Annotated in this window: 14 protein-coding genes; 4 read left to right on the top strand and 10 right to left on the bottom strand. The window is 34.4% G+C overall.

Annotation, left to right across the window (positions count from 1 at the left end; translation table 11 throughout):
* Positions 1-61 precede the first annotated feature (61 nt).
* Positions 62-1639 (top strand): family 43 glycosylhydrolase, encoded by a 1578-nt coding sequence (locus OQ292_RS25130; protein WP_284686937.1) that lies wholly within the window; start codon positions 62-64, stop codon positions 1637-1639.
* Positions 1640-1662: 23 nt separating this feature from the next.
* Here OQ292_RS25130 and OQ292_RS25125 read toward each other — a convergent pair whose 3' ends face one another.
* From OQ292_RS25125 to OQ292_RS25095, 7 genes are all read right to left on the bottom strand, one after another.
* A complete protein-coding gene (locus tag OQ292_RS25125; RefSeq protein ID WP_284686936.1) occupies positions 1663-2685 on the bottom strand; it encodes a nucleoside hydrolase in 1023 nt (340 codons plus the stop codon).
* 312 nt (positions 2686-2997) lie between these two features.
* The gene (locus OQ292_RS25120) at positions 2998-3252 is read right to left on the bottom strand and encodes an HD domain-containing protein (RefSeq protein WP_284686935.1); all 255 of its coding nucleotides are present in this window, start codon (positions 3250-3252) and stop codon (positions 2998-3000) included.
* On the bottom strand, positions 3253-3381 hold the full coding sequence (locus OQ292_RS25115; protein ID WP_284686934.1) for a hypothetical protein: 129 nt from the start codon (positions 3379-3381) through the stop codon (positions 3253-3255).
* A 60-nt stretch (positions 3382-3441) separates the two neighbouring features.
* On the bottom strand, positions 3442-3645 hold the full coding sequence (locus OQ292_RS25110) for an outer membrane beta-barrel protein (protein WP_431733786.1): 204 nt from the start codon (positions 3643-3645) through the stop codon (positions 3442-3444).
* Between the two features lie 115 nt (positions 3646-3760).
* On the bottom strand, positions 3761-4522 hold the full coding sequence (locus OQ292_RS25105; RefSeq protein WP_284686933.1) for a DJ-1/PfpI family protein: 762 nt from the start codon (positions 4520-4522) through the stop codon (positions 3761-3763).
* A 233-nt stretch (positions 4523-4755) separates the two neighbouring features.
* Entirely contained in the window at positions 4756-5028 is a 273-nt protein-coding gene (locus OQ292_RS25100; protein ID WP_284686932.1) for an alpha-L-rhamnosidase C-terminal domain-containing protein, read from the bottom strand.
* Positions 5010-7004: an alpha-L-rhamnosidase-related protein gene (locus OQ292_RS25095; RefSeq protein ID WP_284686931.1), complete on the bottom strand. Its 1995-nt coding sequence runs from the start codon at positions 7002-7004 to the stop codon at positions 5010-5012. The genes OQ292_RS25100 and OQ292_RS25095 overlap by 19 nt, the downstream gene beginning before the upstream one ends.
* Before the next feature lie 365 nt (positions 7005-7369).
* On the opposite strand from OQ292_RS25095, the gene OQ292_RS25090 reads away from it, so the two are divergent.
* Positions 7370-7945 (top strand): hypothetical protein, encoded by a 576-nt coding sequence (locus OQ292_RS25090; RefSeq protein ID WP_284686930.1) that lies wholly within the window; start codon positions 7370-7372, stop codon positions 7943-7945.
* A 92-nt stretch (positions 7946-8037) separates the two neighbouring features.
* Positions 8038-8523: a PepSY-associated TM helix domain-containing protein gene (locus OQ292_RS25085; protein ID WP_348970658.1), complete on the top strand. Its 486-nt coding sequence runs from the start codon at positions 8038-8040 to the stop codon at positions 8521-8523.
* 299 nt (positions 8524-8822) lie between these two features.
* On the opposite strand, the gene OQ292_RS25080 is transcribed toward OQ292_RS25085, so the two are convergent.
* The 3 genes from OQ292_RS25080 to OQ292_RS25070 all read right to left on the bottom strand — a co-directional run bounded on the left by OQ292_RS25080 (position 8823) and on the right by OQ292_RS25070 (position 11329).
* Positions 8823-10160: a transposase gene (locus OQ292_RS25080; protein WP_284682082.1), complete on the bottom strand. Its 1338-nt coding sequence runs from the start codon at positions 10158-10160 to the stop codon at positions 8823-8825.
* 154 nt (positions 10161-10314) lie between these two features.
* Positions 10315-10830 (bottom strand): DinB family protein, encoded by a 516-nt coding sequence (locus OQ292_RS25075; RefSeq protein ID WP_284686928.1) that lies wholly within the window; start codon positions 10828-10830, stop codon positions 10315-10317.
* A 28-nt stretch (positions 10831-10858) separates the two neighbouring features.
* Positions 10859-11329: a hypothetical protein gene (locus OQ292_RS25070; RefSeq protein ID WP_284686927.1), complete on the bottom strand. Its 471-nt coding sequence runs from the start codon at positions 11327-11329 to the stop codon at positions 10859-10861.
* 337 nt (positions 11330-11666) lie between these two features.
* Here OQ292_RS25070 and OQ292_RS25065 point away from each other — a divergent pair, with 337 nt between their 5' ends.
* The gene (locus OQ292_RS25065) at positions 11667-12719 is read left to right on the top strand and encodes an ATP-binding protein (protein ID WP_284686926.1); all 1053 of its coding nucleotides are present in this window, start codon (positions 11667-11669) and stop codon (positions 12717-12719) included.
* Positions 12720-12737: the final 18 nt, after the last annotated feature.

The raw sequence follows: 12737 nt of genomic DNA, 5'->3' as shown, positions 1-12737 counted from the left end.
ATTCACATTCTAAAATATCAAATATTATAAGCGATTATTAATTATCAAATATTCATTAAGCATGGAGTCTACTAATTACTTTCATTCAAATTCTATAAAACCACTCATTTTCTTGAGTTTATTTATACTGCAATTATTGGCAACAAGCTTTGTATTTGCTCAGGATGATCGTGCAGTAATCGTGAATTTTAATGATAAGGATAAACAAGTTACCAGATTTGATAAATTATCGGCTGCATTAGATGCGCATGATGGAGAAATAGCCCTGTTTAATGGTACGTATTATTTGTATGGCACTAGTTACGATTGCGGATATGAATGGGGTAATCCCGAAGCTCCATTTTGTGGGTTTAAAGTTTATTCTTCTAAAGATTTAATGAACTGGACGGATGAAGGTTTTCTATTTGATGCCACCAACGACCTCTGGCAAACCCGATGCAATGGAAAAACTTATGGTTGCTACAGGCCGCATGTGATTTATAATGAGAAAAATAAAGAGTATGTATTGTGGATTAATGTGTATGATAACAGAACTGGTTTTAGGGTATTTACTAGTGACAATCCGATTGGTCCATTTAAAGAAGTAGCCGAACCGACAACCGCTGTAAATAATGATGCCCCTGTTGCAGGTTTAAATAACGGCGATCACGATACCTTTGTAGACGATGATGGAACAGCGTATTTAGCCTATACAGATTGGAGAACAGACGGTACAATTGTAATTGAGAAACTAAATGAAGATTACACTTCTGGAATAGGAGAACATGTAAAAGCGGTTACAGCCGGACGTACAGAAGCTCCCGGATTAATGAAGTATAACAACAGGTATTATGTGCTATATTCAGACCCGAATTGCGGTTATTGTTCTGGTACAGGAACTTCCTATAAATCGGCTCCATCTCCACTTGGCCCTTGGACAGACGGTGCAAAACTAAATGAAAACTCTTGTGGCGGTCAACCTTCTTTTGTATCTACATTTAAATTAGAAACAGGTACGATTTATTTATATGGTAGCGACCTTTGGAATAATGCCGCTAAAAATGAAGCACAAGCTAATTTCTACTGGGCACCACTCACTTTTGATGAAGATGGAAATATAAATCCAATTGACTGTGAGCAAACCATCAACATTCCAATAAAGAAGGATGTAAGCGAAATTGATCTTGCTAATTTGGATGCTAGTTCTGAGAGTGATGGATTTACAACTTCTTGTGAAATTCAAGGAGACACTCAACATGGTCAATCGTTTATAGCTTCGAAAACTGGAATACTTTCTAAAGTAACTTTTGCTACTTTTCAAAGTGGATATCCAGATGCAGGGCTTACTTTCGAAATCTATAAAGCAGGCAAAAACTCTCAACCAAAAGGCAAAGTATTAAGCTCTATCACTGTTTCTGCTGATTCTATAGGATGGTCTCCTAAAATGATTTCTGTACAACCCAACATAAAAGTAAAAGCTTCTAAAAAATATGTTTTGGTTGTGAAATCGACCTCATCTAAAGGTTGTTTTGGAATTGAATTCAACGATAATGCTCCATATGCAGAAGGTGCTTGTATTTTGAGTACTGATAATGGTAATTCATTTTCAATTATAGATAATCGAACGCTTATGTTTCAAACATTTGTTTCACCAAAATAGCAGCAACGCTGCCACCTATTAAACTATGGTTTCAAATTAAACAACTTCAATTTTGCATAGAAATCTTCAAAAAGCAGTCGGTTATCTATTTGATTATAAACTCTGATATTTCTGCCTTTTTGGTTTACTTCATAAGTTCCTTGGTCGTTTACCATTGGCGATTGTTTGAGCTTATAAAAACTCGATGAAGGGTCTGCTTCAAAAGAAGATTGCAAAGCAGTAAGCAGTACCAAGGGGTTATCTCCCATTACATAGGTCTCTCCTATTTTAAAATTAAACTTAGATGTTAGCTCTATGATGTTATCAATCTTTGCAGTTAAATATTTGCCAATTTCACCTTGAGTTTCTACATGCAACTTTAGCTCTGCATAAGACATCAAAGCTTGTCTATATACATCTCTAGGCACTTGCCAGATATCAATATTAGATTGATTGAATATTACCTGAACAGCAGCTAAATCTATTCCGGTATTGTACTCCAAGGTAGTATAACCAGGAGGTGGAGTTGCCATATCGAGGTGTTCTGTACCTCCAATCCAGATGAGTGTGAGCTTGTCGGCAATTTGTGGTTCTAACAGATATGCACTGGCAATTTCGGTTAATCCACCACCACAAACCACAAAAAGTTTTTCTTTGGTATCAGTTCGCATAGCTTCTTTTACAATGGCTTTAGCTCCATCCGATTCTATGGCTGTTTTTTTATCAAAGAGTGGCTTATTACTTCCCTGATAGACTTGGTATTTACCTTGCAAACTCATCAACTCAAGTACTTTATTTACATTTTCTACTGCATGTGTGGCAGTTTCATTGGAGCTGTCAAAACCATCGCCGGGTTTAAGGTGTGAGCCAATTATACCTCTAATTTCAATTGAAGGAGATAGTAAATGATGTACCAATTGAAATAAACCATCTGGGTCTCCGGCATAATCATTATCAATCATTACCAGCATTCTTGGTTGGATTTTTTCGCTCCATGTGCTCTGAGAATTTCCTAGAAATGGTATGCTTAAGAGCAAAAGAAAAAAAATGGTAATTTGTAGTTTCATTATCATCATATGTTGTTTACTTAAATGTAAACATTTACATATTTTTTAATGAAAATTCTTTCAAGATTGTTAGAATCAAAGCCATTTAGCAATGATGTTCCTATTTCACTTTGATTTTATAAGTATTTAAGAGTCGCTCTGTTCTAGATAGATTTTCTTTTAGTCTTGGTGAAAGTACTTTTTTTCCATATTCGGTATGGTAGCTGTGGTTTTATAGAAACTCGCGATTCAATTTGTGCCAAGTTAAAGTCACTGTATTTTTCGCATAGCAAACCTCCCATTCTCTTCTCAATAACTGTTGCAAAAAAAATATTAAGGACTGGATAAATGATACAAGTCTGCATCGCACAATATCTTTTCGGGAAGTGACTTTGGAGTTTTGGTTAATATAGTTGAGATTATGTAATTCTTAATCACTGCAATTTGCTCATTGGCTAAGCCTTCTTTTACAAGAAACTTTTTGGCTATTTTACTGCTAATTTCTTCATTATTTTTATGTGATGTGATATACCCAACATCGTGAAACCAAGCTGCTATTAAAACAGATTCACGATCAGTTTCCGACACTTACAAATGATCGCAAATCTCTTTTACATGAGAAATTACTGCTCTTGTATGATGAATATTATGAAAAGACAAATTGCTTAACTTTTCTAATAAATCAGAAGTATAATTCTCAACTTTTTCTAATAGCATATTTTAGTCAATTAAAATTTATAACTATAGCCAAAAAGGATTACCTGAGTTTCGTAGTAATTAGAACTTATGTTTAGAATCTACTCTATAATTTAAGTCTACATATTCTAATCTCAAACCGATTTCAGCCTCAAGCTTTTTAACCTCATAATTGTAATTACCATAAATTGCCGGAATGGTTTCTTTGTAAGTGGCTTTTCCGTCTGCTCCGGTATCTAACACAGAATTTGTTGCTGATGGATTAAATTGCATATCGGTAGGAATGGTTCGTCTTCTATGATCAATATTTTCATGCAGACTAATTAAGAGGTAATTCTGAATAAATTTAGAATTTATCCAGAATTACTTTTATAGCTACCAAGAAATTAATCACTTAGATTCAATCTTTATTTTTCCAATCTTGTAGTCTATCTAAATATAGATAGCTTTCTACAAATTTTCTATGTGCTGGGCTTGTCATAATTTCAACTAATTCTAAAGCAGTAACATAACTCGCCAAATTACCATTTGACGACAAAAACTTGCCATCTTTTACATAGGTAACCAAGTTATCGTCTTGAACTTTTAAGTTTGGATAATCTTTTTGGAGCTGCTCTCCACCACCGATCCAAGTAACAATTTTATGACCATCTGCTATACCCGATGCACCAATTAATTGAGCACCTCCACAGTTACTTACTGTATACTCAGTCTCTTCATTTTTCTTTTTGATGAATTCTACAATTGCATTGTTGTGCACCTGAGAATACATATCGTATGCACTTGGTACAAACAGCACTTTTAATTTAGGGCAATTATCAAAAGTATAATCTGGAATTAGTCTTAAGCCTTCTTCCGTTGTAATTGGATTTCCGCTTTCACTAATCGTAATTACATTAAAAATTTGTTTTCCATCTTCTGTAGGCTTGGCAAAAACATCAGAAGTTGCTACTACTTCACTTTGTAACACTCCATTGTACATTAATAGGCCAATGGTAGGTAAATCTGGATTGAAATCTTTTAAATGAGCAGTTAATGTATCAGAAGCAATTTCGGGTGGTTGAGTTTCTTGGTTAGCAGTATCCTTGCTAGTATCCATGTTATTGCAACTGGTAAAAATGATAGTGATCAAAGTAGCAGCTAGAATTCGTAAATCTTTCATTTTCCTTATCAAGTTTTTGTGCTTTGAGTTTATTAATTAGCTAAATCGTTTTGCTTAGCGGCCCAAAAGTAGTTGCTCAAACTGGATTATTTTATATGCTCATTAGATTTAACTTAATATTAAAATACTTACCCCAATTTTTGGGGAGTAAAAAATGATGTGAGAGTTGTTATTTGCGCAAAAAAGTGCATCGTAATATTAATCACTTTACACAATTAAGGAGCTGAATATATTTATTCTGCTATAATCTTATAATCGCCAGATTTTAGCGTGATTAAGTTTCTACCATCTACTTCCTCAATTTTTACAGCTTGGTTGTTCACCAACACTTTTGTTGAACTTTCTGGTAGATAAACTACTGCTTCACTATTATCTGGAACTTTCAAGTCTATTTTGAAGCTTTCGGTTTTATCTACCTTTAGAGAGATAAGCCCTGCCACTGTTTCAGTTTGTGTTTGAGCATATTTTAATGTTCCTAATTGAGGATTTACACAAACTTTTTCCATCCAGCTTCCAACGGATACAAACCACAAACATATTGAGACAAAATGGTGAGTCCACCCCCACTCCAAGCATGGTTGATAGTGCCACCACCAAATCCTTCGCGACCAATTCCCCAACCTTCCCAAAGTGTGGTTAATTCGCTATCTATCATCTTAGAAAATCGATCTTTCATTCTAGATAAAGCCAAATCCATATTGCCAGTTTTCACTAAAGCTTCAAGCACATATTTTTCCATATACGGACTTGCATGCCTTTGTTTGTTTAGTACATCTCTAATCGCCTCGTAATTACTTTCATCCACAAAACCACATAAAACAGCCAAAGCATTAGCTCTGTCGTCTGTTTGGTCTTTGTAGTTTGGTGATCGATATTCCTCACCATTCCAGAAAGTCTTATTAAAATTATCAGCGATTGATTGCATTTGTTTTTCTGCCCATAATTTCTCCTTTTCATTCTCTAATAACTCAGACATACGCGCAAAACCCTTGCAAGCTAAATAGTACCATTCGTTGTATAGTACGGCCATATCTTTGTTTTCTCCCCAATCGCCCCACGTCCAACCACCTTTGCGAGGAACAACCAAACCATCTTTACCTAATTGCCAAACCGATAAATATTTCTTCACTGCAGGATAAACATCTTGTATGGTTTTCTTATCTGCGGTATACCAGTAATAAGTCCAAAACCCATAATAGCCTACACTATTCAACATTTGCATGGGCAGCTCGCTATCGTAATTTCCCGGAATGGGTGAAGCGATGGTTCCATCAGCTTTTTGCCAGTTCATTAATTCGTAGATACCTTTTTTTGCTAATAGGTGAGACTGGGTATCTAAGGCATAAAATGACTCACCCATTTCGTTTACAACATCTCCCCACCATTGAGCACGCTCCCGATCTGGACAATCCATGTAAGTGTCGCGCATGGTGATATAGAGTGTACGTTGAGACTTTTTCCACAAGCGATTATAAAAAGCATCATCACATTCGAATGAACCAGTAAACTCAGTATTGTAGCCAGTTTCTCGATATCCAAGTGAATTTACCTCTATACCTTCGGGAATTATAAACCAAAATTCGTGGCCATTCATCCAACCTAATGACTCGTAGGTTTGCTTGCCTTTTTTAGTAATGTATTCAGCCCTAACATTTGGCACTGTACCTCCATAGTAATTATCTGTAAGGATATGAATTGCTTCTCCAGCATTTGCTGTTACAGATAAATAAGGTGTAAAATGCGCATTGTAAGGTAGCTTGCACTTAATAGTATCACCAGTTGATGTAAATGGATATTCTTTGTTGAAGGTTTTAAGACCATAGTCTTTCCACAAAGGAATCGGTCGTTTTACAAGCGCATTCCAAGGAGCACTGCCAGCTCCACCAAGTTCAACTGCATTCTCCCAACTGCTTGCATCAAATTGTCTTTTTTCCCAATCTTTAATCTCATTTCGGGCATCGTATAATATATTCGATTCGGATAATCGATAGTTTGGTTGTGTACCTTCAACAGAATGCCAATATGCTGGATTCTTAGTACATTTCCATGTTTTATCAGAAATCAAAGCAGTTTTATCGTTAATTTTTAATTCAAACAGCAAACCCGATTTACCGCTTGAAGTATGTGAAAACCCATCTTTACCAAAATACCAAACCAGCACTGCAATGGAATTTTCACCATCTTTTAAATAGGGAGTGAGATCAACTTCGTCATAATAGGTTGCATCTGGTTTTGGACCACGTTTCAATCCACCTTCAAAAACTACCATCTTTCCATTAATCCAAAGCCAATATTTAGAATCTACAGCAATGTAAGCTGTGGCTGATTCAACTTTGCTTTTATTATTGAAAACCTTTTGATAATTTGTCCATGAGTTAACTGTATCCATATTAGAAGAACAGCTTATCCATTTTGCCTGCCAGTCATGCTTATCTATAGAATTAAGTTGAACAGAAATGCCTTTAAGTGGAAGAATTAGCATTATAAAGAGAAAAAAAATATACAATGCGCTAAGGCTTTTCAACATTTTCAAGTTCATAGTCAGTTTAACTTATCAGGTTCGTTTATCCAAATTTACTTGAAATATTGAGATAGCTATCCTGATCAATTGTAGAATGGCTTCTGTACAAACCTTAGCGATGCGAATTAATTAATCAATTGGTGTTTTTTAATGCTAAAAAAGATTAATAGACTATTGATTTTTGAAGAGTTTTATTGAATCTTGTTTCTTTTAAGAAGAAATCTAAATTTCTCTAAGCTAGCCTTAGCAGTACAAGAAAATAAATATACATTACTATTTTAGTGATCACGAGAAAGCAACTTCTATAAATAGTAAAATATGAATCAATGAAAAAAATCCTCCTGATAAAGTTGCATTTATATGCAGGGCTTTTCACCTCCTTTTATTTAATCGCTTTTGGTTTAAGCAGTATCATTCTCAACCATAAAATCGATGTAGAAAAAAGTGAAGTAGTAAAAACTTGGTCAACAAAAGTTGAAGTAAATCCTGAATTAGACAATGTGGATTTAGCAGAAAGTTTGAGAGATGAATTGGGTATTATGGGTTGGGTTCCTCGCTGGAATATTCAGAGAGATTCTATCATATTTAAATGTCAGCTAACACATTTAGCAAAAACTTCTGATCTAACATTAGACTTTAAATCGGGAATAGTACAGGTAGAAGAGAAACCAAAAGGTTTAATTGCGGTGCTTAATGGATTACATTTTTTTAATGGAAATATTCCAAACGTTCCCTTTGTTTTAAGAACTTGGGCTGTCTACCAATGGCTTACTTTATTAACGCTGTTTGCAGCACTCGGTTTGGGTCTTTGGTTATGGTTAAAATACAGCCGTAAAACTTGGGAGCTTTACGTTTTTGGAAGTCTATTTATTTTTTCGTGTATTCTAATGGTTCTGATATGAAAATTAAATATAAATTGATTAAGAAAATACATTTATATGCTGGTCTTAGCACCACTGCATTACTTATAATGTTTATTTTAACAAGCTATTTGATGATATATCATAAGTCTTTTAGCCATGAGTCTACAAAAGAAACTCAGCTTTTAGATGTAGAGCAAAACTTAGCTTCAGAAGCAGAATGGACACAATGGATAGAGGGAAATAATATAACTGGCAGATTGGTTCGCTCTGAACTTAATAAGCAAGAAAATCCATTTCAGGAATATGCACATGCTGGAGGAAATACTCGAATTACATATTTATCTGAGCAAAACAAAATGGAAGTTGTACAAACCCATAAAAGTACAAGCGATGCACTCGAAGGCATACATAGGCTAAGAGGTTTTGGTGGAGGGTTTAGTTATAATCTTTATGCGATTTTGCTCGATTTACTTGGTATCAGTTTAATCCTATTTACCATTACTGGAATCTTTATGTGGATGAAATTACTCAAGCATGATAAATGGGCATGGATTGTTTTTGTGTGTGGCTTCCTATACTTCAGTTTTACTTTAATCTACCTTACTTATATTATTTAATTTGAATAGAATTAAGGTGATTATTGATATTATACAGCTCAAATAACAACGTATAAATGGTGAAGAATACTCTTTTGAATGAAGAGATACTTAGGGCCTCCTTGAAAATTGATTAAGACCAATAAAAAATAAGAGTTGGATAGATAAAGTTCAGCTTTTTTTTGTTTCAAATCTTGGTACCTGCTGTTTTGGACTATTTAAAAAGTACAATACTGTGAGTAATCCTATTGATAAAACTGGAAAATATTGCTTTTGGATAGTATAGACACACTCATCCCATAGGCTTTTCAGCTTTAGGTTTAGGCGGCCTGAAGTAGAGGGGCTTGTTCTGATTTCCTTTTGCTGATCTTAACGGCATTGGCCATCATAACTGCGAAAAAAACGTGTATCATTTCTCGTTTTTCTCCTTTAACCTTGATCTTATTGAGGCCATAAGCTGTTTTATGCACGCCAAAACTTCCCTCCATCACCGTGGCTCTTTGGCTAGAGATGAGACTTCTGAGTTGGCTTTCAGCAGGGTTGTTTACTTTAGGACCTTTCTTTGGAAAGCAGGTAAATATCTTCTTTTCTGTTAAATACTTCCTGTTTTTGTTGGTGGCGTAAATGCGATCTGCTCCTAGTTGATGAAGTGAGCCAAATATCGATCTATGTTTTAAACTACTTAATTTCAGTCTGGTACTTTCATTAAAAGCGCGGAACTCCATGGTATCGATAAAGCAGATACCATCCACCTGAAGCAGGTGTGCCTTCATTCCGAACTCAACCCTTTTAGCTTCTTTACCTCGCACTATCGGCCTAACATAAGCCTTGGGAAGTGATACAATCCTGTTTTTCAATTCTTTAGCTGGATGCTGCTGCAAGAATTGCTGTTGCTCGATTATCTTCTTTATAGTTTTTAGATATGTTCTCTCATGTAAGTGAAGCTGTATTTGTGGATTTTCGTTAAGTAGGCATTGCAGTTGCCCCAATCCTTTGGATAGTAGATATATCAATGACTTTTTACGCTTGCGACCAGCTTTATATGTCTTTTTACGACTACGATCATAAGACATCTGCATGCGCTTTTGATCTATATATTTGGAGCCAGGTCGTTTTACTCCTAATATTTTACAGTATCTGTAAAGCTGCTTTTCAAACACCCATTGGCAGCTCTCCCAGAGCAGCTTAACATCGGTAGGAAAACGAATATAACTCTCATAACAAGTAGCATCCATTAAGAGCACATGCGTATTATGCATGTCTGTTTTCCAGTGTTGGAGTAGTACCTCTTGAAGTTGTTGCCAATCAGTATGGTCCGCCATATACGTCCTGATTCGACTTAAAATGGCCTTATCCTTAATCTTTTGATGATCCTGTAGCAATTTATTGCAAAATAGCTGAAGGCTCCAATCGGTATTAAAGCGTGCTATGAGCTTTTCATCACTCAGGTTTAAATAGGCTTTTAGAAACATTAAGCCAAACATGCCCTGAGGCGAAAACCAGCTAGGAGCACCAGGGCCTTTATTTTTCTTAGGCAGACATGCAGAAAGTTGTTCCCAAGGGATGCTATCATAAACATTACCCAATTTACTACTCTTAAATAAATACCATTTTGGAGTTAAGTAATCTTGTGGTTGGAAAAGCTGTTGATCTCTCATATATTGTAGTGTTAATTGTGATTAGACACTACAATTTAACAAATCAAAAACCCCGAAAAAAGCTTTTATTAGCTAATTGCGGGGTTTTATTTTATACATTAATGCATTTAAAACCTTGATTTTCAATCCCTTTTATTTAAAAGGTAAGGCCTACTTACTGATTTATATCTAAAAATCTATCAATGTTTTCTTTTTGTGTTACATGATGCCGCATGTGCATTTCTGAAAAAGCCAACCACTCAAAGCAATTAAAATATCCAAACCCGGGATGTTTAGCTTTACCATTGCTAGAAGTAATTTGCATTTCATCCCAGAGCATATTTGTATCATTTTTCAGATTTTCCATATCGGATTTTAATTGAGATACAGAAGTTGGTTGTTTAACTTTAGATGCATTAAGGGCAACTCCTTTTATTTTTTTATTTTCAAATGAGCCTCTTTCTAATAGTTCTTTGGCTTTATCAGAAGTCTCTATAGTTGCATAAGCATCACTTGCTAATGCCAATTTTATTTGGCTGTTATACCAATTGCTATCTTCAATTAAATGCTCATATACTTGCCCTAAAGACCAACTTTTATTATCAGGCTTTATCAAGAGCTGTTCTATACTGTATCTAGATAATTCATCGATCCAATAATCGATAGTTTTGTTAAATTTATCTATTTCCATTTACAAGCTGTTTTTCCTCAAAAGCCACTTAAGTATTTACCCTTTTTGACATCAAACTATAAGCATGATCTTCTACTTTGCTTTTTAGTAACCACAATTTAGCGGCTTCTTTTGTTTCAAAAAATAGAAATTCAAAATCATCGCAAGAAGTACTGCTAAGTTGAAGTTCTACAGCCAACTGTTGAATAAAATCATGACTGAGTACAACAGCTACTTTTTGTATGCTTATTGGAGATTTTGGGATAATTTCTTCTTCAATCCATTGCTGTATTTCTGGGCCTACAGTAAAATTCAGTAATTGCTCATTAACTAGAGATAATGATATCTTATATTTTGCAAGCAAGGAGATGTGTGTAACAAATTCTTTTTTGTATTGCTCAGCACCCATGTATTTTGTTCCAGGCTGCCAAGTAGTTTCCATGTACTTTTCTTTAGGATAATAATCCATCCTCATAAATTCACTATCGTGTACTTTCATATTTACATTTATTGTTTCCATTATTGTTAGTTAAGTGAGTTCCTTAGTGATAATATAATCATCTATAACATAAGATATAAAAGAACCACTCTTTTCTATTTGTATTTATTGACACACTTCTGCCTAAATCACAGCAATAATCTTCTATTTATTATATATTCCGTTTTTTACTAAGCAGGGAAATCAACAATTAGAAAGACTATTCAACGAGTTAAAAATAGTCAGTAATGGAAATTGTACATCTATAAATTGATAAGATGTAACTTTGATTTATTTATACATTAGTCAATTATCTTATGTATTTTTATAAAGCTTGCTATAAATATGATTGAGTCGAGATGAATTTTTAATTTATACTATGGATCATTTAAGAGCTTTTTTTGACAATGCAAATTTCATTTTCTGCATTTACGATGCTGAGCTTAAACTGGTAGATATTAACAAAGAAGCACTTAGTAAATTTAAAGGTCTTAAAAAAGAAGATTTAGTCGGAAAACACATTACTGAAATATCACCAGATATTAAAAATAGTGATAGGCTAGAAAAGTATAAAAAAGTATTAGCAACAGGCGAATCTTACGATACAAGACATTTTAAACCTCACCCACTTTATGGAATAGCGACTGGCACTGTAAAAGCTTTTAAAATGGGCGAATGTATCGGTATGGTTGGGTTTGATGTTACAGAATGGAAAAAAGCTGAAGATGATTTAAAAATTGCTTTAGAAGAAAGAGACAGATTAATTAAAGATTTAAAAGCATTTAATTTTTTAATGTCACATGATTTAAGAGAACCCTTACGTGCAATTATTGGCTATTCTGAAATCCTAAATGAAGAATATAGTGACCTAAATGATGGCAACATAAAGCACATGACAGACCGCATATTGAAGAGGGCTGATAAAATGGAAAAGTTGATAGAAGATGTGCTAGTTTTTACCCGATTGAGATCGATACACACAGAAATTGCCGAAATTAATATGGAAGAGCTCTTCCATGAAATATATGCAGATCTTACTGAGGATATTCAAGAAAGAGAAATTGATTTTCGTCTGAATAATTTGCAACCTACTAAAGGAGATCTAATGATGATCGGTCAATTACTGTCTAATTTGCTTTCTAATGCCATTAAGTATACAAAACCAATAGAAAAAGCAATAATTCAGATTAATGGAGAAAAATTGAATGAAGAGTATGTATACTCTATCAAAGACAATGGAGTAGGTTTCGACATGAATAATTATGGTAAGTTATTTCAAGAGTTTCAAAGATTACATAAAAAGAGAGATTTTGATGGAAACGGACTAGGTTTAGCAATTGCCTCACGAGTAATTGAGCTACACAATGGTAAAATATGGGCAGATAGTAAAACTAATGAAGGAGCCACTTTTTATTTTAGCATTCCTGGGTAGTTTTCCAAATTTACTAGT

It is taken from the genome of Chondrinema litorale, from assembly GCF_026250525.1.
Classification (GTDB): domain Bacteria; phylum Bacteroidota; class Bacteroidia; order Cytophagales; family Flammeovirgaceae; genus Chondrinema; species Chondrinema litorale.
The sequence above is the reverse complement of the archived record's forward strand: the minus strand, read 5'-3'. Positions and strand labels throughout refer to the sequence as shown.